The organism is Sphingobacteriaceae bacterium (assembly GCA_002319075.1).
Lineage (GTDB): Bacteria > Bacteroidota > Bacteroidia > B-17B0 > Aurantibacillaceae > Aurantibacillus.
On record NVQB01000001.1, the window covers coordinates 1,861,347 to 1,882,318 of the forward strand.

General features: G+C 38.8%; 14 protein-coding genes and 1 pseudogene. 9 read left to right on the forward strand and 6 right to left on the reverse strand.

Annotation, left to right across the window (positions count from 1 at the left end):
- Nucleotides 1-20: 20 nt before the first annotated feature.
- The 4 genes from CNR22_08220 (at nucleotide 21) to CNR22_08235 (ending at nucleotide 8,845) form a co-directional block, all read left to right on the forward strand.
- Complete coding sequence (locus CNR22_08220; protein PBQ31755.1) at nucleotides 21-719, forward strand: short-chain dehydrogenase; 699 nt, start codon at nucleotides 21-23, stop codon at nucleotides 717-719.
- An 8-nt stretch (nucleotides 720-727) separates the two neighbouring features.
- Nucleotides 728-3,100 (forward strand): TonB-dependent receptor, encoded by a 2,373-nt coding sequence (locus CNR22_08225; protein PBQ31756.1) that lies wholly within the window; start codon nucleotides 728-730, stop codon nucleotides 3,098-3,100.
- A gap of 135 nt (nucleotides 3,101-3,235) precedes the next feature.
- Complete coding sequence (locus CNR22_08230) at nucleotides 3,236-5,638, forward strand: hypothetical protein (GenBank protein ID PBQ31757.1); 2,403 nt, start codon at nucleotides 3,236-3,238, stop codon at nucleotides 5,636-5,638.
- A gap of 24 nt (nucleotides 5,639-5,662) precedes the next feature.
- Nucleotides 5,663-8,845, forward strand: a complete 3,183-nt coding sequence (locus CNR22_08235; protein PBQ31758.1) for a hypothetical protein — start codon at nucleotides 5,663-5,665, stop codon at nucleotides 8,843-8,845.
- On the opposite strand, the gene CNR22_08240 is transcribed toward CNR22_08235, so the two are convergent.
- Genes CNR22_08240 through CNR22_08250 form a run of 3 tightly spaced genes read right to left on the reverse strand, consistent with a single transcriptional unit; the run spans nucleotide 8,836 to nucleotide 10,897 of the window.
- Nucleotides 8,836-9,348 (reverse strand): GNAT family N-acetyltransferase, encoded by a 513-nt coding sequence (locus CNR22_08240; protein ID PBQ31759.1) that lies wholly within the window; start codon nucleotides 9,346-9,348, stop codon nucleotides 8,836-8,838. The genes CNR22_08235 and CNR22_08240 overlap by 10 nt on opposite strands.
- Nucleotides 9,349-9,368: 20 nt before the next feature.
- Entirely contained in the window at nucleotides 9,369-9,971 is a 603-nt protein-coding gene (locus CNR22_08245; GenBank protein ID PBQ31760.1) for a GNAT family N-acetyltransferase, read from the reverse strand.
- Between the two features lie 2 nt (nucleotides 9,972-9,973).
- A complete protein-coding gene (locus tag CNR22_08250; GenBank protein ID PBQ31761.1) occupies nucleotides 9,974-10,897 on the reverse strand; it encodes a hypothetical protein in 924 nt (307 codons plus the stop codon).
- Nucleotides 10,898-10,941: 44 nt separating this feature from the next.
- On the opposite strand from CNR22_08250, the gene CNR22_08255 reads away from it, so the two are divergent.
- Nucleotides 10,942-11,634, forward strand: a complete 693-nt coding sequence (locus CNR22_08255) for an amidophosphoribosyltransferase (protein PBQ31762.1) — start codon at nucleotides 10,942-10,944, stop codon at nucleotides 11,632-11,634.
- A 7-nt stretch (nucleotides 11,635-11,641) separates the two neighbouring features.
- Here the strand turns inward: CNR22_08255 and CNR22_08260 are convergent, their stop codons facing one another.
- The 3 genes from CNR22_08260 to CNR22_08270 are packed head-to-tail and all read right to left on the reverse strand — an operon-like array spanning nucleotide 11,642 to nucleotide 15,805.
- Nucleotides 11,642-12,070: a thiol-disulfide oxidoreductase gene (locus tag CNR22_08260; protein PBQ31763.1), complete on the reverse strand. Its 429-nt coding sequence runs from the start codon at nucleotides 12,068-12,070 to the stop codon at nucleotides 11,642-11,644.
- Nucleotides 12,071-12,073: 3 nt separating this feature from the next.
- Nucleotides 12,074-13,543, reverse strand: a complete 1,470-nt coding sequence (locus CNR22_08265) for a hypothetical protein (protein PBQ31764.1) — start codon at nucleotides 13,541-13,543, stop codon at nucleotides 12,074-12,076.
- A gap of 3 nt (nucleotides 13,544-13,546) precedes the next feature.
- Nucleotides 13,547-15,805: a hypothetical protein gene (locus CNR22_08270; protein PBQ31765.1), complete on the reverse strand. Its 2,259-nt coding sequence runs from the start codon at nucleotides 15,803-15,805 to the stop codon at nucleotides 13,547-13,549.
- 128 nt (nucleotides 15,806-15,933) lie between these two features.
- Here CNR22_08270 and CNR22_08275 point away from each other — a divergent pair, with 128 nt between their 5' ends.
- The 4 genes and pseudogenes from CNR22_08275 to CNR22_08290 all read left to right on the forward strand — a co-directional run bounded on the left by CNR22_08275 (nucleotide 15,934) and on the right by CNR22_08290 (nucleotide 20,971).
- Nucleotides 15,934-18,168, forward strand: coding sequence for a hypothetical protein (locus tag CNR22_08275; protein PBQ31766.1), 2,235 nt, complete (start codon nucleotides 15,934-15,936; stop codon nucleotides 18,166-18,168).
- 42 nt (nucleotides 18,169-18,210) lie between these two features.
- On the forward strand, nucleotides 18,211-19,053 hold the full coding sequence (locus tag CNR22_08280; protein ID PBQ31767.1) for a hypothetical protein: 843 nt from the start codon (nucleotides 18,211-18,213) through the stop codon (nucleotides 19,051-19,053).
- Nucleotides 19,054-19,073: 20 nt separating this feature from the next.
- Nucleotides 19,074-20,175: pseudogene (locus CNR22_08285) on the forward strand (peptide chain release factor 2).
- 10 nt (nucleotides 20,176-20,185) lie between these two features.
- Nucleotides 20,186-20,971, forward strand: a complete 786-nt coding sequence (locus tag CNR22_08290) for a 16S rRNA (adenine(1518)-N(6)/adenine(1519)-N(6))-dimethyltransferase (protein PBQ34855.1) — start codon at nucleotides 20,186-20,188, stop codon at nucleotides 20,969-20,971.
- Nucleotide 20,972: the final 1 nt, after the last annotated feature.

Here is a 20,972-nt window from a genome sequence, read left to right on the forward strand (position 1 = left end):
CTACATAAATTTACTAAAAAATGCTAATACTCATCACCGGTGCATCTAAAGGAATTGGCTTCGAAATGGTAAATCTTCTGTCAAAAGATCCTACTAACCTTATCATCGCTGTTTCAAGAAATACAGATTCCTTAAACAAGCTGGTCCGCACTCAAAACACACATTCTATTCTTCCTATAAAAGCTGATATAACCAAAGCAGCTCAACAGAAAAAAATATTTCAAACCATTAAATCATTAAATATCGGCCTCGATGTACTTGTAAACAATGCAGGTCAGATTGTAAATAAACCCTTCGAGAAAATAACTGAGAAAGAATTGCACGCTGTTTATGCTACAAATGTTTTTGCACCATTTACCCTGATTCAAACACTCTTACCCCTGATGTCGAAAAAAACGCGGGGACATATCGTTAACATAGGCAGTATGGGCGGCTTCCAGGGGAGTTCTAAATTTCCAGGATTAAGCGCTTATTCGAGCAGTAAAACAGCATTAAGCGGGCTGACAGAAGTTTTGGCCGAAGAATTAAAACCAAAAAATATCGCCGTAAATTGTCTTGCTCTTGGATCCGTGCAAACCGAAATGCTCGCCAAGGCTTTTCCTGGCTACAAAGCCCCATTAAAGGCTGTTCAAATGGCGGAGTTCATTTGTCATTTCGCTACAACGGGTCAAAATTATTTTAATGGAAAAATCATCCCGGTTTCCTCCACTACCCCTTAATTCTGAACATGTACATGAAAAACTATTTCCTTTTATTTTTGATCGGGTTTCATTTTTCATCTTTTTCTCAAACCATTACTCAAACCATTCGCGGTAGCGTTATTGACAAGCAAAGTCAAACGCCTTTACCGGGCGCAGTAATTCAACTTTTAAATTCAGAACCCCTCTTGGGAACTTCCACGAATGAAAAAGGTGAATTTAAAATTGAGAATGTTCCCATTGGCCGCTGGCAATTAAAAATTTATGCGATAAGTTACAAAGAACGATTCATCACCGTAGTTTTAAATTCAGGGAAAGAGTCTGTTACCACTGTTGAGTTGGAAGAAAGTGTCATTCAGGGCGAAGAGGTAGTTATTCTGGCGGAAGAAGATAAAACACAAACCAATAACAAAATGAGTACGGTGAGTGCGCGCGTTTTTAGTGCAGAAGAAGCCGCGCGGTATGCCGGAAGCCGTAACGATCCCGCTCGTATGGCTGCAAATTTTGCAGGAGTAAGTGGCGCTAATGATTCACGAAACGATATTATTATTCGTGGAAACTCCCCACTTGGTATTTTATGGAGACTTAACGGGCTCGATATTCCCAATCCGAATCACTTTGGCAACGCGGGCTCTACAGGAGGGCCAATAAGCATTTTAAATAATAATACCCTCGATAATTCCGATTTCATGACAGGCGCTTTTGCTGCAGATTACGGCAATGCTACTTCTGGTGTATTCGATTTGAAGATGCGCCAGGGAAACAATGAAAAGCATGAATACATTGCACAACTTGGCTTTAATGGCTTTGAGCTTGGCGCTGAAGGACCTTTTACGAAAAAAAAGAACTCTACATTTATGGTAAATTACCGCTACTCTACTTTAGCGGTATTTAAAGCTTTGAACATTGATTTTGGCGCCGGCGCTGCTGTTCCACAGTACCAGGACGCCACTTTTAAAACAGACTTTAACACCAAAAAAGCAGGCAAATTTTCTTTCTGGGGCATTGGAGGATTGAGTTATGTGGCTTTGCGGGAAAGAGACAAAAAAGCCGGTCAGGATCTCTACGGCTATAGTGCGCGTGACACTTACTTTCGGTCAAACGTAGGAGCGAGTGGCATTACGCATACCATTCTTTTTAAAAAAAATGCCTACCTCAAAACAAACATGGGCATAAGTGGAAGTGTAAATAAAATTATAGCCGACAGAATTGACACCTCATTTAAAACGCCTGATAACCTCAAACCTGAGTACAGGCAAACCACACAGAATGTTCGCTATTCATTAAATACCACTTACAACAAGAAATTCAATTCCCGAAATTTTATAAATATTGGTTTTTACAGTGAGTTTTACAAAACGGTTTTTGTTGATAGTACAGATTACTTTTTTGGAAACAACACATTTATTACGCTTCGTAATTACAAGGGCAATACGGCTTTGCTACGAGGTTTTGTTCAGTGGCAACACAAATTCAATGATAATCTTTCTGTTAATGTGGGTCTCAGTAACCAATTTTTTCTTCTGAATAATTCAAATGCCGTAGAACCACGCTTAGGTTTAAAATATGCTCTTACAAAAAAGCAAGCTTTAAGCCTGGGTGGAGGATTACATAGCCAGCTACAACCGATTTATATTTATTTTGCCACCGATACCTCGGCACAAAATCGCGTGGAGACTAATAAAAATCTCGATTTTACCCGAGCAGCCCATGCAGTGTTGGCGTACGACAACAACTTCTCTACCAATTTTCGTTTAAAGACAGAGATCTATTACCAGTATATTTATAACGCTCCGGTAAAAAATTATCCCGATTATTTTTCGGTCCTGAATTTAGGTGCTGATTTTAATAGTCCTAATGTTTCCAACCTTGTTAGTAAAGGCACAGGCTACAATTATGGTTTGGAAATAACCCTTGAAAAATTTTACAGTAAAGGCTATTATTTCTTATTTACCTCCAGTTTTTTTGAAAGCAAATACAGGGGCAGCGATGGCGTTTTAAGAAACACAGCTTTCAACGGAAATTATGTTTTAAATCTGTTGGGAGGAAAAGAATTTAAGATCGGGCAAAAACACATTTTAAGTTTCGATCTGAGAGCGACATACGCAGGCGGAAAACGCTATTCTCCCATTGACCTGCAAGCCAGTATAGCGGCAAACTCCGAGGTTCGTGATGTTTCCAAAGCCTATCAATTTCAATATCCTGCCTATTTTAGAATGGATGTTAAGCCCGGTTACCGTTACAATGCAAAAAAAGTAACTCACGAATTTACAATAGACATTCAAAATGTAACAAGGAATGAAAATGTCTTCCAGCAAACTTACGATATCACAAATAAGAGGATAAATACGGATTACCAACTCCGTTTTTTTGTCATTCCACAATACCGGGTGTTATTTTAGCAAGCATCTTTTACGCGCAGTTTTATTTCAAAAATCAGCAGTTTGAGGACAGATTTTTGCATGCAATTTGGCCTAAAACCATTTAGCGGGGTGCTAAATTTTAACATATTGTGAAGGAATCTAAAATACCCGGGAATGCCCTTACCTGATTCAAAAAAAATAGTATCTTCGTTCTGTCAATCTAAATCCATTACCATGTCAATATTAAGAAATTTGTTAGTTGTAGGAATGCTGTCTTCAATTCCGACAGTTGTTTTATCACAGTCCCCAAAAAAATACTGTGACGCTGCAGAAAAATTTGAGAAAGCAAAAAATTATGAAGGTGCCATAGAGAACTATTCTAAAGCGCTTGAAATGGACCCTAAATTTGAGAAAGCCTATATAGCCAGAGCCTTATGCTATGAAAAAATTAATTTCAAGCTAGAAGCTGTCGAAGATTATAAAAAAGCGATGGTTTTTAATCCTAAGGAAAAAGAATATTACTACAATGCCGGGCGTTTATTAGCCGATCTTAACAAGAATACCGAGGCAGATGAAATGTTGCGCAAAGCTATTGAGCGCGATAAAGGTTACACTGAAGCATTAACGGTTGAAACCGATGTATTGTTCAAACTTAAAGATTACACTTATGGTTTAAAAGTAGCTGAAATGGCTATGGATGATAAAAAAACAGCACAAACCCTTTACAATTATGCCGTAATGCATGACAGTTTAAAGAACAATATTGAAGCTGAAAAATATTACAAGGCATCAAAACAAGCCGATGCTAAATTTATGCCTGCATACGTTGCTTTAGCTCTCACCCAAATAGAATTAGGTAAAAACGAAGAGGCAATGAAAGTTTGCGATGAAGCTTTAACAAAAGATCCTAACAGCTCTGAGGTGTTTTACGCGAAGAGTTTAGTGAATGCTGCAAAGAAAGATTACCAAAACGCAATTAACGAAATTACCAAAGTCATCCTTACTAAACCGTCTACCAATGCTTATATGAAAAGAGCTTCTTTTTATACAATACTTGGCCAGCACCATAATGCCATCAACGATTATTCTCAGGTAATTCGTTTGGATGACAAAGACATTTACGCTTATCTGAACCGCGCGTATGCTAGTGAGCAAATTCAGAATTTCAAATCTGCTTTGTCTGATTACAACAAAGTGGCAACCCTTGCAACAGGCGACGCTAAGATTGACAACATCGTTAAGCAAGCTAAAATTAAAATTTTCGAATTAAACAAAGAAAGCGCAAAGCCTGAGATTGAATTAACCTCCATTAAATCAGACAAAAACGTTCTCAAAATTTCTTCAGACAAAAATGAAATTGTGATTAAAGGGCACGTAAAAGATGCAAGTTTAATTAAAAACATCAATGTAAACTCAGGAACAGCTGTGTTTTCTCAGGATTCTATGAATCCTTCCTTTACATTGAATATTAATGAACTTATGAAATTAAATGAGATTACTGTGAGCGCTACTGATATTTATAACAATACGCAAATCACACAATACAAGATTGAAAAAACAGAAAGTGACAAACCTATCATCGCGATAGAAACCCCAATAGCTACTTTCGAAAATGAAATCTTTATTGAGAACAATAATCAGGAAATTTATTTACAGGGGAAAATTAAAGATGCCAGTCTTATTGAATCTATCAGTGTTGACGGAACAAGTGCTTCGTTTAATCCAACCAACTTAAATCCTGAATTCTCTACGCAAGTAAAAATTGCTGATAAGTCGAAAATCTCTATTACTGTGCGAGATATTTATGGCAACGAAAATGTCCAGGTATATGCATTAAACCGCAGCGCCGCAACAGCCGGCATCGATAATCCAATGGGTAATACCTGGGTGGTGTTCATTGAAAACAGTAAATACACAAGTTTTCCAAGCTTAGAAGGTCCTGCAAAAGACGTTACTGCCATGAGAACTGCTTTAGCTAATTACAAAATAACTAAAACTGTTCTTAAACAAAATATGACTAAAACAGAGATGGAAAAATTCTTCTCGATTGAGTTAAGAGATTATGTAAAGAACAATAATATTAACTCTTTATTGATCTGGTATGCTGGTCACGGTAAATATGTAAGTCCAACGGGTTACTGGGTGCCTTCAGACGGAAAAACGGATGATGAGTTCAGTTACTTTGGTATCAACAACCTGAAAGCTGCAATGCAATCGTATGCTGGCAAGTTGGTTCATACTCTGGTTATTACAGACGCATGTGAGTCGGGTGCTACTTTTTTAATGGCTATGCGTGGTGGTGATGAGGAAAAACGCTGTGATAATTTTGAGCTTACTAAAGCAAAATCGTCGCAGGTGTTTACATCTGCTGGTTATGAACTTGCTTCTGACAATTCACAATTTACCAAAACATTTGTTAACTGTTTGAACAACAATGTTGATCCTTGTTTGCCTATTGAAAAAATCGTTAAGAAAGTAACTGTTTCAGTATCTCAGGCGGGTAACCAGGCTCCTAAATTTGGTAAAATTAAAGATCTTGAAGATGAAGGTGGTACTTACTTCTTCATTAAAAAATAATCTCTGTCGGTTGTATAATAATATATGTTTATCAAGAGATTTATACAATCCTTTTTATTAGTATTTCCCTTTTTAGTTACGGCGCAAACCTATCATTTCACCAATTACGGTGTAAAGGATGGGTTGGCGCAATCTAATGTTTCAGGCGTTGTTCAGGATAGTTCAGGTTTTTATTGGTTAGCCACCGATGGCGGTGTATCGCGTTTCGATGGAAAAAATTTCATCAATTATACCACTGAAGATGGACTCGCAGATAATAATGTAAGTGCCATTTTCCTGGATAAGAATAATCACATTTGGTTAGGTCACGAAAACGGAAGCTTAACAAAATACGACGGTAAAACATTTTCAGAAATAAAATCCAAGCTTCTGCCGAAAGACAAAAAGATTTTCGGGTTTTTCCAGGACAAGACCGGAAGCCTTTGGATTTCGACCTTTTCGGCGGGCGTTATTAAAATTCTGGATCCCTCGCGTGACGTTAAAGAAAAATTGCAAATTAAAGTCTACTCTGGTCGCCAGGGTTTAAGCCAGTATGTTTTTTCTACTTCGCAGGATAAAGAAGGCAACCTCTGGTTTTTGACCGACATTGGAATTAAAATCATGGACAGGAGCACCCGTCAATTTGATTTCTTCCGTCCCGAAAATATGCCCGTGGGACAGATCTCTGCATTAGCGCTTGATCATAACAATAATTTTTTAATGGGAACAACTGCTGGAAGCGTTTCCCGTTACGACATCCATACCAAGACATTTGAAACTCTTATAAGTCAGGAAGCCACTGCAAATCCATTAATAGGTGGCGGACCTAATTACATTTATACCATCCTCGAAGATAAAAAAGGTAATGTGTGGGCCACTGTTGCAAACCATGGCGTTTACCGTTACACCAAAGCTAACGGCAGGGTTACCGGATTTAACACCACTAACGGATTAGCGACCAATAAAATAAAAAACATTTTTGAAGATAAAGAAGGAAACATGGTGTTTGGAACTTCCGGTGAAGGCCTTGAAGTTTTTTCAGGTGAGAAGTTTGTCTCCTTTTCAAAAAGAAATGGATTAAGAGACAACCAGGTTTGGGCTATCAGCAAAGATAATTCTGGCAACATGTGGTTTGGTACCAATGAAGGATTAACCATTTATAATCCCAAAGCAACACCTGAAAAAGCGTACACAAATATTACAATTTCTGAAGGATTGCCAAATAATAACGTACGCTCTATCGTAACTGACCATTACGGAAACTTATGGATCGGCATGTGGGGTGGAAAAGTTATTCGTTATGATGCTGCGTCAAAACACTTCATGCAGATTCCTGCGCTCAATGACATCGTAAATAATTTGGTAAGTTCGCTTTTAATAGACTCAAAAAACAGGCTGTGGATCGGAACTTACGAGGGCATTGTAGTTTATGATTTAAGCTCAGGGGCAATTAAAACTTTACGTACCATTGATGGCTTAAGCGATAATGACATATCAACTATTTTTGAAGACAGCAAAGGCAATGTTTGGATTGGAACAAAACAAAAAGGAATTTCATTTTATGATGGCAAGACTTTTAAAAAATACAATCGCGAGAACGGCTTAAATAATACGAGTATTTCTTCTATAGCGGAAGACGCCAAACACCAGATCTGGATTGGCACAGAAGGTGGTGGTGCTTTTGTTTTCAATGGAAAAACTTTTATAAATTACAAAGTAAAAGACGGTCTTATTTCTGATTTCGTTACGCTAATAACCACTGATAAAAATAAAAATGTTTGGTTAGGTACCAACAAAGGTTTAAACAAATATAACCCTGACAAAGCTGGCTTTTCTTTTTTCTCAAAAGGTGATGGTTTTACAGGCGTAGAAACCAAAGCGAGAGCTTGCTACACAGACAATGAAAATAATTTGTGGTTTGGAACAGTAAATGGTGCGTTTAAATATACTCGGAAGCTGGATGCTTTCGTGACAAATACGCCACTCACAAAAGTTTTGTCTTTCAGGGTAAATCAAAAAGAGCGTCCGCTTAATAGCCCCGTTAATCTATCTTACGAAGAAAACACTTTAGACCTTGAATTTGTCGGTATTGATCTTTCAAATCCTGAGGGTGTACGTTATAAAGTAAAACTGGAAGGTTATGACGCCGACTGGAAAACCGTACAGGAAACAACTCTAGAGTATGGAAATCTTCCCCACAACAAATACGTTTTAAAACTTTCGTCATGCAACAGCGCGGGCTTTTGTAGTGAACCCATGAGTTTCGATATAGTGATCAGTCCACCCTACTGGAAAACATGGTGGTTTTATTTGATTGTGCTTACGGGCGTGGTGAGCGGTTTGTTCGGATACATTAAAATCAGGGAACGTAAACTTCGTGATGAGAAAAAAATTCTGGAAGACAAAGTTAATGAGCGCACCGCAGAGGTTGTAGAAAAAAACAAAGAATTAGATGAAATCAACAAAGATATTACAGCCAGTATCCGCTACGCCAAACGCATTCAGGATGCTATTTTACCCCCAGATGACTTCGTAAAAAAACATTTACCTAACACCTTTGTTCTTTTTAAACCAAAGGACATTGTGAGTGGAGATTTTTACTGGATGGAAGACAAAAAAGACACCGTTATCTTTGCTGCTGTAGACTGCACAGGACATGGTGTTCCGGGAGCATTTATGTCGATCGTTGGGCATAATTTATTAGATCGGGTAGTTGGCGAACAAAAAATCACTCAGCCTGCCAGAATTCTGGACGAATTAAATAAGAGTATCAGTGATACATTAAGACAAACTGACCTTGAAGATAATACTGTACGCGACGGTATGGATATTGCCATCTGTGCCTTTGATAAGAAAAAAGGAGTTTTAGAATATGCAGGAGCTTACAATCCATTATGGATAGTGCGTAACAAAGAACTCATCGAAATAAAAGCTAATAAGTTTCCGATTGGAAATTCAAAATCAGGAGAGAATAATAAATTTACCAACCACGAAATAACGCTTCAAAAAGGCGATACTATTTATATTTTCTCAGATGGTTATTCTGATCAGTTTGGCGGGCCGGCAGGTAAAAAGTTCAAATCCAGTAACCTAAAACAACTGCTTTTAAATTCGCAGGATTTAAGCATGCAGGAACAACGGACGCTTTTAAATAATTCTATTGAAGAATGGCGCGGTCAGCATGAGCAGGTAGACGATATTTTAGTGATCGGAACCCGCTACAATTGAGAAGCCGGATTGACGATTTGATAAATTATTTCTTTTTTGCCCTCCGTAATTCTCTCTTCTAAAAATACGAGTCCCAATTTCGTCAGAACCTTAATGGAAGCTTTATTTTCGGGCATTGCCCGGCCTACGATGATTTGCATTTCAAATTTCCCGAATCCTAATTCTATACAAGCTTTCGCAGCTTCTGTAGCGAAACCTTTGTTCCAATATTTTTTAAAAAAACGGAACCCGATATCATACTCTTTAAGATCGGGCGTAAATTTTAAACCACACCAACCTAAAAAATTGTTCGTGGTTTTTTCTATAACTGCCCAACGACCAAAGCCATATATTTTATAATGCGTGTATGCTTCCAGAAAGTCATGAGCTTCCTTTACCGACGCAAAAGGGATGTCGCCTGTATAGCAAATTACTTCCGGATCAGAATTCAGATCATAGGCAGATTTAGCATCATCCGAATCCATTTCCCTTAAGTAAAGACGCTCCGTTTCAAGAATTTTCATTAAGAAATAAATTAAAGGTTTCAGACCAGTTTATTCCGGAGTTTCTCTCTCAGATCATTTTCCCATTCTGATTTAAGAATGCTCAAAACAATACTGTCTCGCCTTCCTCCCCTTCCATCTGGTCCAGAGCTACGCAGAATACCCTCTACAGTGCACCCTAAACTTTTCATGGCCGCAATACTTGTGGCATTATTGTTATCCGCTCTAAACTCAACACGCTCGATTTGCAAAGTGTTGAAAGCAAAATCCAACATTAAAAACTTGCAATGTTTATTTAACCCGGTGCCGCGAAAATTTTTTCCATACCAGGTAAATCCAAGTTGCAGCGACTTGTTTGTCATTTGAATATCGTAGAACCGTGTACTACCGGCAAATTTTTGCTGACGTTTATCGAAAACAATAAACGGATACTCGCGTTTTGCGCTCTTAGCTTCCAGAGCAAGTGCGATATAATGTTTCAGATTATCCTTTCCACCTGCTTGCACAAGTGAATAGTACCAGATTTCAGGTTCGTTTAATGAAAACTCCAGAAGGTTGTCGTAGTCTGTAAATTCAAGAGGTCTAAGCAAAACCGCGTCATCTTCTAACCGAATACTAGTTGAAAATGCGTCCGGCGAAAACATTTTTAATCCAGTTTAAAACTTGTGCTTCCAATCACCACACCGTCGCAGGTAACCTCCACCATGTACTTGCCGGGAACATATTCCCCTTGCCCTTCGCAGTACGTAACACCGCTTATTTCAACATTGGCATAGTTCAAGGTTTCTTTACCGGCAAAGTAACCGTTACTTTTGTTGAAGGTGAACTTATAATTATCGTCGTAGTTTTTTGCCATTTCTTTTCCATCCGGTGTCATAATTCGAATATAGACGGTTTTCTCCCCGGTTTTAGCAATCTTATTTTCACCTAAGGTGAAACCTACTTTTATTTTTTCAGTTTTGCTGGCCTTATTTGTTTCGCTTTCTTTTTTGCCTCCGCGTTTATAAGACACTGGCTTTGCAGTAATATTAAAACAGGTGAGCACGCTTCCCTTTGCTATGGTTGTTTTAAGTTCGTCTTTTTCTTTAATAAGGGTTGTTTGTTTCTCTTTTTCGAAATCAAGTTGTTTTAGAACTACTTTCTTTTCTTTTACCAGCGCTACATTCAGAGTATTTAATGAGTCTATGGTTCTAACATACCCTTGCATGATACCACGCAAAGTCTCCGTTTCCTTTCTTAGTTGTTTAATGATGTATGCATCCCCTTTATGTTTATCTGCCTGCTTGATGAGTTCTTCAATACGCGTGCGCTTCTCGTCGATTTCTTTCTGCATACCGGCATCCGTTACCTTCAGGCCGTCAAAATCCTTCTGTAAAACGATAAGATCCGCTTTAACGTTATCGCGTTCTACAATAACCTGCTCTGTCACAATTTTTTCTCTGATAATCTCGTTTTTCGAGGTTTTCCATAGCCAAATGGTTATTCCATTGCTTGCGAGCAAAAGAATAATAAGAGACCATAAAATAATAACACCGCCTCGTTTCCGTGATTTTTCTTTTTCTTCCGTCATTTTACAAAAATAACATACAAAAATGCTATTTTAGTGTGAGAAGTATGGCACTTATTAACGATTTCATGTCATTAATTTACCCTCGCCAATGCGAAGCTTGTGCTAACAGCCTGTTTGCTCATGAAATCTACTTGTGTAACCATTGTAAGTTAAATCTTCCTAAAAGTAATTACCATTTACATAGCGACTCTGAGTTGATTCAAACGTTCAGTGGCCGTGTTCCTCTGGTTAATGCCGCCTGCTACTATTTATATGAGAAAAGCGGTAAGATTCAAAAATTATTGCATGCCATTAAATACGAAGAACAAAAAGAACTTAGCGAATATCTTGGCAAACTTTACGGAAAAGATCTGGTAAATGAGAGTTCGTTCCAAAACGTGGAAGTTATACTCCCTGTTCCTCTGCATAAAAACAAATTAAAACACAGGGGCTTTAACCAGAGTGAATGGTTTGCAAAAGGTCTCTCACAAAGCCTGGAAAAAAAAGTAGATATAGTTTCCTTGGAAAGAGTTGTGGATACCGCAACACAAACTAAGAAGAAAAAATTTCAACGTTGGGAAAATGTAGAAGGCATTTTTAAATTACATACTGATGCAAAATTAGCTAACAAGCATGTGCTTTTAGTAGACGATGTAGTGACCACAGGGGCTACTATTGAAGCCTGCTGGGAAGCTTTGCGACATGTGAGTGGTATAAGAGTTTCTTTAGCGAGTATTGCCTTTGCTTCAAAACACTGATCTGAGTCTAAAGGGCCAGAAATCTCTCCCTGTCTTCATTAGCTAATAAAGCACAACTCTCCACTCTGCCAAAAATCTTCTTTCTTCGGCGCGCGATAAAATCGTAGACCCAGTTTCGGAGGAAAGGTGGTATGATTACAAAAACAATGGCAAAAGACCAGGGAGCGCGCATAAACGGAGCCAGGCGCAACGCCGCGCAGGACTTAATGTAGGCAGAATGATCTTTGACTAATATGACACTATCGATCTTCTCATCAATTTCAAAATACTTCCGCAGTGCTTTTCCAATTTCAGATTCTAAAGGTGCAAAATGCATCCTCTTATTTTTATTTTCATTGCGTAAAAAGAACTGAATAGTCTTATTACAAAAGCCGCATTCCCCATCAAATAATAAAATGGGTTGTTTGCTCAGTGCTTCTTGTATTTCTTTCGTCATAATTTAGGGGCGTGCAAAAATAAAATAAGGATCAGAACTCAATTCGTATTTTTTTGATAAAACTTTAAATGAGGTTAAATCTACAAAGTTCACAAATCCGTTTCTTCCTGTACACTCACTGGTATGATGAGGCAAAGGGCCATTAACGGAAACATTGCGTGACAACACATACAGAAGTTTTTTTGTTTCATCTACTGCAATGCCATGAGGTTGGTAACCACACTTTATATTTGTAGTGTTGTAACTGTTTGCATCTATGCGCGTCAGAATTCCAGTTGCTCCTGGAAGTGTCGTATAATCTTCTGTACAACTTACATAATACTGATGCATGACGCTTGAATAGATGATCTCCTGCGGTTGTTGGCCCGTTGGTATAATTTTCACCACCTGATTTGTACTGAGATCCAAAACTCTCACATCGTTTGATTGCTGGCAGGTGATTAACAAATTACTTTCATCAGCACTCAGCAAAAGATCGTGGGGCCAGATACTGAGATTATTGGGAATGCTTGTATTTTCAAGAAAAATGGTGCCCGCATCCGAGAATGAAGTATCCAGTACAGTGATATAATTGCTGTATTGAGCACCAACATACACCTTATCCTCTGCAGGATTCAGCGCAATGCCGTGGGGATTTGCCAGCAGGCCTGAAAACGCCAGGAGTTTTCTATTCTCTAGATCTACCGCAGTAATGCGACCATTCGCATTTAAAGAAGTGCAATAAGCGCGTTTTCCATTTTTCGAAATGATAAAGGTATTCCATTCTTGTACATCCTCGGGTCCGGTTCCTGCTGCGGCGGGAGTTAAGGGAATGTCACCTACATAACTGTCGTCGCTGCACCGAAACTTCTGCATGATATTATTATTTACAAAAATAACATACCAATACTTACCGTCGGGCGAAACCCGCACTTGGTGAGGCGTATCTTCATTAGGCTTATTTCCAACATTGATAAAACGCATGGGTAATTGTGTTTCGGCGTCAAAAACGGTAACCACATCACAGCCCTGATTGACAGCGTAAAATTTTTTTCGGTTTGCCTCAGACCACATAATAGTTCCATTTATGTCTGGAGCACCTTTGTCGATCCAGTTCTTTATCTCTGTTACTTTCTCAAATGAAAGAGGATCTCCGTTCAGTGGCATCAGTGGAGTGTTTCTAATGCCAAGTTCGGGATAGGTGTTAATGAAATAACACAGTGAAGAAAATTTACTACTAAACGGAATGACAGGTGAGCCACTACCAGAACCTTTAAACATGGTTGACCAGGTTTCCAGATTAAGTCCGGCTGCGGCCTGATAACTGCTTGTATTGTGACAACCAGAAACCGCGCAGGTGCCTACCATGATCTTTGCAATGTTGGTTGGGTAATTACTCCGGTTCAATTTTTCAATATCCTTTCCAATGTCTTTAGTGCAGGAGCAAAGAAGGAACAAAGAAAAAACCAGTATAGCAGCGAATTTGTTTTTCAAAAATTAGTCTTTAATAATCTTTTTTGTAACCGTGAAGCTTTTTTTGTTGGTTGTTATTGTGAGATTCACGAAGTATACTCCTTTGTTTAAACCAGATATATCCAGGTTTTCCGAATTAGCATTTAAGTTAGATTGAAGAACTTGTTTTCCGATTAAATCATAAACAGAGACGGTTGCTTTCTGGAAGTCCACCGAATTTATTTCAACTGTAATTATGTCGCTGGAAGGATTTGGGAATAAAACTATTGTAGAAGCCTGATCGGAGTTATAGTCATTTAAACCAACGTACATCGAATTAGACGAAAAGAAATTTAATCCTCCTCCTGCATTTCCGACAATGAGATCGCGTTTGTTATCACCATTAACATCCTCATACCAAACGGTAGATTGACTCCCCTCATTTAACCCATTCACAGACGAAGTTATTTTTGTAAAAGAACTAGTTAGTACCGAAGGAACAGCATATTGAAAGATACTTCCACTAAAAGATCCAACTAGTAAATTAACTGTAGAGCTTCCGGTTTCCCTGTAGAAAAATGGCACCGCATATCCATCATAACCAAAAATATTCGGATCTCCTTTAACATCAACACCTCCCAACGCAGCTGTTACTAAAGTAAATGAAGGTGCAGATGAAGTGCCAATGTTCCTGTACCAGGCAATCTTTCCATTTTGCATACCAACCAGGATGTCTAATTTAGAGTCATTATCAAGATCGAATAGTTGTGGGGCTGCCGCTGCAAAGGGTGTTGTTATAGTAAAAGGATTTTCGTGAAACACTGAAAAATTACAAAGCGCATTTGCACCCGCCGTATTTTCCAGCCAGTGAATTTGTCCGCTGGATGTTCCCAATAAAATATCGTTGTCACCATCCTGATCAATGTCACCCACCGTAGGCACTGCATTGTTGATTGGCAGGGTGCTTACCAACGTGCGTGTGCTAAGGCTTGCATAGTCGCGAGTAACCAATGAATAACTTGGTTGGCTTGTTGTTCCTATATTTTTATATAATGTTAAACGCGACCTATTTGTAGTATTTATGTAATAGCCATAATTTCCAATGAGTAAATCCTTCAATCCGTCAGCGTTATAATCGAACAAAACAGGAAAAGCATTCTGTCCCACTTCGATCATTTCATCCTGCAAAAAATTATATTTATCAAACTGGAAATTTACAGTGCTTGTGCTACTCGCGTTTTTGTATAACCACATACTTCTGTAGTTTTCGCTGCCGTAAGCATTGGGAGTTACTATCAAATCTTTTTTATTATCACCGTCTACATCCACGTTGTACGCACAAGGAAAATTATTCATTTTAACATGTGTTGTATTTCCTTTGTTCGGATAGTTTGGATAAAGTTTGGTTGTATCAGTAAAAGAGGCTGTGAGTGTAGATCCGGTATTATGAACATACTGAATATCGTTACAGGCAATATCACCCATAAGTAAATCCCAGTCAAGGTCACCATCGCTATCAATACAAGTGAGACATGAGCCGGCATGATAAGTTTTAGGAGCATTTGAATCTTCCGAAGGTTTATTGGTTTCACAAACATTCATAGTTACTTCACAATTACTTTCATTTATTCTTCCCCAGCAATTGTCTGTGTAATCAAAAACCAAACTATCGCAACCATATCCTTTTTCTTTAGAAACATTTTTGTGGTATTGAATAAAAATTCCCTGGGGCGAAAAAGTAAGCACGTCAATATCTCCGTCACCATCAATATCAACGATTCCAGGTACCCCCTGGGTACTTGCATATAGGTTGGTGACCGCCGGAGCTCCCCCTGCATTATAATCTGAAAGCAGAAGCGGACTTACCAGTGTAAAAGCAAGGCTCGATCCGTTACTCACATTTTTGTACACAGCTATGCCTGAATTTACCGAGCAAAAAAGATCTTCTTTACCATCACAATTATAATCCTTAAAAACCGCCCAGTTGGTTACCTGCGGAAACATATAACTTTGATACCAATCTTCTTTATATTTTGTTTCGCCTACAGAACCAATATTAATGAAGCATCTGAAACGGCCCACACCGTAGAGATTAAGGCGATCAAAAACAACGAGGTCTTTTTTATTGTCTCCATTGAGATCCATGTTGGAAACGTTTGAGAAATTTATTCCATTAGCCCATGGCATTTTTAAAACATAGCCATTTTCAATAACAGTAATTGTATCACGTGCAACAGTAAGTTGTGCGAACACACTCTTCAAAGAAAAGCAAAAAGCCAGTATTAAAACTCTCTTAAACATCATATACAAAAATATACAAATTATCGCCCAAAAACCAAGACTTAAGCGCCATTTAAAAGGTAAAATAATCCAAATAAGAAAGTTGCGCCAGGCCAGGCATTTTTTTTGTAATTTAAAAGTGAATTTCTATTGTGAAAAAATTACTCTGCATAGTCCTTTTTCTTCTGCTAAGTCTGCCTGGTTTATCCTTTCACATCGTTGGCGGCGAAATAATTTACAATGATCTTGGAAATGGGAAATACGAAATTATATTGAAAATTTACCGTGATTGCGCCGCCCTAAATGCAAGTCCTTTTGATGGTTTATCCAACACTCCTCCGGCATACCTCACGAGTTATAATGCTGCAGGTAACGTGGACACCCTTTACGAAATGGGTTCCCCTTTAATTTCCTCTGTCCCTTCGGCCTTTAATAATGCCTGCGTTTATGCGCCAAATGATATTTGTATTGAAGAAGGGATCTACACAGCCACGCTAACCCTACCGCCAAGATCAGGAGGCTATACATTGGTCTATCAGCGCTGCTGTAGAAATGCCATTATTTCAAATCTCTTATTACCCGCAACACAAGGCGCCACCTATTTTACAAAAATTCCAGGACCAGAAGAAGTGACTGCAAACAGCTCACCCCGCTACACGAAATTTCCACCCATTTATATTTGTGACAATGTAGCTTTGAGATTTGATCATTCGGCCACTGATCCGGATGGCGATCAATTGGTTTATTCATTGTGCGCGCCTTATGCGGGACTTGATGGTTGTTGTGCATCCCTAAATAGTTCAGTGCCTTTTTCCAGCAGCGTGTGTCCTTCGCCCCCGGCATCTTGTCCAACAGTAGCTTCTGCTCCACCCTACAGTACTGTTATGTTTGTAGCTCCCTTTAGTGGCGGTTATCCGATAGCTAGTAACCCGGTTTTTGCAATTAATCCAACTACAGGAGAGTTAACAGGCACACCAACACTTACCGGACAATATGTTGTTGGCGTTTGCGTTCAGGAATACCGTAACAATGTCCTGCTGAATACGCACTTCCGAGATTTTCAATTTACCGTTATTCCATGCACTGTTACGGTGTTAAGTGCCGTGGCCGATCAAACACAGCAATGCCAGGGGCAAACCATTTATTTTAAGAATCAGAGTTTAAATAATTCTACGAGCCCGGTTTATCATTGGGACTTCGGTGTATCCGGAACCAATTCTGATACTTCCAATTTAGTGAGTCCTAATTATCTATATCCTGACACAGGTATTTATACAATATCCCTTGTTACCAACCCCGGCAGACCATGCACGGATACTTTGAGAAAACAAGTCTATGTTTACCCGCCCTTAAAAATTAAATTTAAACAGCCCGACCGACAATGTTTTAAAGGCAACGCGTTTACCTTTACTACTCAAGGCGACTATCTTCCCCAGACCACTTTTGATTGGAACTTTACAAGCTCTGCCACTCCGGTAACTTCTAACTTAAAGGATCCCGTCGGCATTCATTTTAACCAACCGGGCGTTTATTTTGTAAAAATGCGGGCGAAGCAATTTGCTTGCCGCGATTCGTTTACAGATAGCGTAAGGGTAATACGAAGTCCAAAAGCTAAAATCAATACCGTTCAACCCGGGCTTTGCGAACCGGCCTCCGTAGGCTTTAGTAACGGAACCCTCAGTGATATTCCCGTCACGTATTTATGGAAATTCAGCGATGGCACAAGTTCTACGGAATTTGAACCTTTAAAAATATTTACACCCGCGGGCACTTATGCGGCCACTCTTATTGCGGAATCTAAGCAGATCTGCAAGGACACCTCGATGGTTGTATTGTCGCCAATAGTCGTGAATCCCAGTCCTGTTGCCGCTTTCAGTCTAAGCCCCAAAGAGACCAGTATTTTTGAGCCTGAGATTACTGTAAAAAGTTTAGCGAGTGCTGATGTTGTAAATCTTATTTTTTATTTCGGAGATGGACAAACTTCAACCGCTATTCAAAACTTGCATAGTTATTCTGACTTTGGAGATTACAGGGTAACGCAATTGGTCACCAATCAATTTGGATGCAGTGATAGCATCAGTGATCTCGTGAAAATCTTACCCGAGTTCAGGTTTTGGATTCCAAATTCGTTTACCCCGGATGATAACGGACGCAACGATATTTTTATGCCCGTTACCATTGGCGCTTTAAATTATGATTTTGAAATCTTTAATCGCTGGGGACAAAGAATTTTTAAAACAACAAACCCCGAGGAAGGCTGGAACGGCTCTTATAAAGGCCTTGAGAGTCCACAGGGAATTTACGCCTGGAAAATAACTTTAAAAAATGTTGCGACTCAAAAAAGCGAAACGCATTTGGGTCACGTTACACTTATTAGAAATCCCTGAGCATTAAAATAAATCTTACATTTAAGTTCAGGATTTTGTTCAGTGAAAAAACTAAGCGCGTATTTTTTTTCAGAATACCATTTAAAAACTCAAACTGTTTGGTTTAAGCGCTTACTTTATTTATTTCTTATAATTGAAAGTCTTTATTACCTGGCTTACTTTGATGTTTTGTTTGGAGCAAACAGCATTGTGACTGTCAGTTCAGGGCCTATCGGTTATTTCAAACATTTAGCTTTCATTCTTTATGATTCAGAATATACCAGCTTTGGATTTTGTTTTCTCCTTGCGGTTTTGTGCCTATCGCTTCTGAATCTTTTCACCGTCCGTTTTGCCCTACCGGTTAATGTACTACTCTGGTTTTTGATGATTAATATTCACAACCGCATTTATCCCACGCTTACGGGAGGTAGTAATTTGCTAAATCAATTGCTTTTTTTTAATTGCTTTTTGTCGGCTACGTTTTCTGAGGAAAAAACCAGTAGAAACGAACTAAAAATATGTTTGCATAATATGGGTTTATTAGCCATCGCCGGCCAAATTTGTCTGCTCTACCTATACTCTGCACTGGCAAAATTCGAAGATCCCCAGTGGGTTTCCGGACAAGCTATTGCCACCATTTCGCAGATTCAACGCTTCTCACTATTCTCGTCACCTGACAATTTCAGAGCTTTAAACCCCGCACTTATTTTCGTTAATTATGTTGTACTTTTTTACCAGCTTTTATTTCCTGTATTTATCTGGATCTCGAAAATAAAAAAACCACTTTTAATTATTGGAATTCTCATGCATCTGTACATTGCGTTCTTTATGGGTCTGGTTAGTTTTGGTTTTGTAATGATTTTAGGCTATGTATTTTTTTGGCCTGTGAAAAGCGCCAAATCATAAAAAAATTTTATCTTTGTTGCATGTTTACAAATGACCAATTAAAAGACTTGAATGATCGCAGTATCGCGTTGAGGGGGTTTCTTTGACTACGATAGGAAGAAACACGATCTTGAGTTATTAGAAGAAAAAACCCTTGATCCAAATTTTTGGACAGACTCCAAAAAAGCCGAAAAAATTTTAAACGAAGTAAAGCAGGTAAAAAGCTGGACATCCTCCTATGACGACCTTTCGCGCCAGGTAGATGATCTCAATACCCTTTACGAATTCTTTAAAAGCGGCGATGCCACTGAACAGGAAACAGAACTCGAGTACAATTCAGCTTTTAAAAAGCTGGAAGAAATCGAATTTAAAAACATGCTTCGTGGTGAAGAAGACAGCCTGAATTGCATTTTACAAATTAACGCGGGCGCCGGCGGTACAGAGAGCTGCGACTGGGCGAGTATGCTCATGCGTATGTACATGATGTGGGCAGATAAAAAAGGCTTCAAAGTAAAAGAGCTGGATTATAACGGTGGCGACGTTGCCGGAATTAAATCTGTATCCCTTGAAATTGAAGGAGAATTTGCCTATGGCTTTTTAAAAGGAGAAAATGGTGTTCACCGATTGGTGCGTATTAGTCCATTTGACTCTAACGCCAAACGGCATACGAGTTTTGCTTCGGTGTATGTTTATCCGGTAGTGGACGATACTATTGAAATTGAAATTAAACCAGCAGACATTGAAATTTCTACTTCGCGAAGTGGCGGTGCCGGCGGACAAAACGTAAATAAAGTAGAAAGTAAAGTTCAACTAACGCATAAGCCAACCGGCATTGTTGTAGTTTGCCAGGTAGAACGCTCTCAGTTAGGAAATCGGGCCATGGCTATGCAAATGTTAAGATCTCAGCTTTATGAGCTCGAAATGCGTAAACGTAATGAAGCCAAGAATGCTGTAGAAGAAGGGAAGATGAAAATTGAATGGGGTTCGCAAATTCGCAGTTATGTTCTGCATCCTTATAAGATGGTAAATGACCATCGCACTGAATTAAAAATAACCGATGCGGAAGGCGTGCTCGATGGAGAACTGGATGAATTTATAAAAGCTTACCTGATGGCACTTGGTGGAAAGATGCCTGCTAATTAAAAATAACTACATGCAACAACCAGTAAGAGCAAAAAAACATTTAGGTCAACATTTTTTGAATGATGAAAACATTGCAAAAAATATTGTTGATGCCTTATTGGAAAAAGATAAAACAACTCCGATTATTGAAGTTGGTCCGGGAACAGGTGTACTGACTCAGCATATGATTGCAGACATTGAAAAGTTTTTTGCTTTGGATGTGGATACTGAATCCGTTGCCTTCTTAAAAGAAAAATATCCTGCGCAAAAAGATAAAGTATTGATCTCGGACTTTTTAGAAACCGATCTTGAAAAATTAGCAGGCCCGAAATTTAATGTCATAGGAAATTTCCCTTATAACATTTCCAGCCAGATCATGTTTAAAGTTCTGGATCACAAAAACCAGGTAGATTATTGTGTTGGCATGTTTCAGAAAGAAGTTGCCATGCGTCTCGCTGAAAAACCTGGCTCTAAAGTATACGGTATTTTAAGTGTGTTATTGCAAGCTTATTATGATATTGAATACCTCTTCACCGTTCAGGAGAATGCGTTTACACCGCCACCAAAAGTAAAAAGCGCAGTCATCCGTTTAACGCGAAATACGGTTCAGAGTCTCGATTGTGATGAAGTCCTTTTTAAAAAGGTTGTAAAAACTGCTTTTAATCAGCGAAGAAAAACCATTCGGAATTCAATACGTTCTTTATTCAATAATAACGAGATCCGTTTTCCACTTTTAGACAAGCGTCCTGAACAACTTTCAGTAGCGCAGTTTGTAGAACTGACAAAGTTTGTAGAAGACAACAGCCTTAGCCAATAAT

Bases quoted from the DNA above. Each gene is read 5' to 3' on its own strand.
- CNR22_08220 (PBQ31755.1), top strand. From the start codon at position 21: ATGCTAATACTCATCACCGGTGCATCTAAAGGAATTGGCTTCGAAATG.
- CNR22_08225 (PBQ31756.1), top strand. From the start codon at position 728: ATGTACATGAAAAACTATTTCCTTTTATTTTTGATCGGGTTTCATTTT.
- CNR22_08230 (PBQ31757.1), top strand. From the start codon at position 3,236: ATGCCCTTACCTGATTCAAAAAAAATAGTATCTTCGTTCTGTCAATCT.
- CNR22_08235 (PBQ31758.1), top strand. From the start codon at position 5,663: ATGTTTATCAAGAGATTTATACAATCCTTTTTATTAGTATTTCCCTTT.
- CNR22_08240 (PBQ31759.1), bottom strand. From the start codon at position 9,348: ATGAAAATTCTTGAAACGGAGCGTCTTTACTTAAGGGAAATGGATTCG.
- CNR22_08245 (PBQ31760.1), bottom strand. From the start codon at position 9,971: ATGTTTTCGCCGGACGCATTTTCAACTAGTATTCGGTTAGAAGATGAC.
- CNR22_08250 (PBQ31761.1), bottom strand. From the start codon at position 10,897: ATGACGGAAGAAAAAGAAAAATCACGGAAACGAGGCGGTGTTATTATT.
- CNR22_08255 (PBQ31762.1), top strand. From the start codon at position 10,942: ATGGCACTTATTAACGATTTCATGTCATTAATTTACCCTCGCCAATGC.
- CNR22_08260 (PBQ31763.1), bottom strand. From the start codon at position 12,070: ATGACGAAAGAAATACAAGAAGCACTGAGCAAACAACCCATTTTATTA.
- CNR22_08270 (PBQ31765.1), bottom strand. From the start codon at position 15,805: ATGATGTTTAAGAGAGTTTTAATACTGGCTTTTTGCTTTTCTTTGAAG.
- CNR22_08290 (PBQ34855.1), top strand. From the start codon at position 20,186: ATGCAACAACCAGTAAGAGCAAAAAAACATTTAGGTCAACATTTTTTG.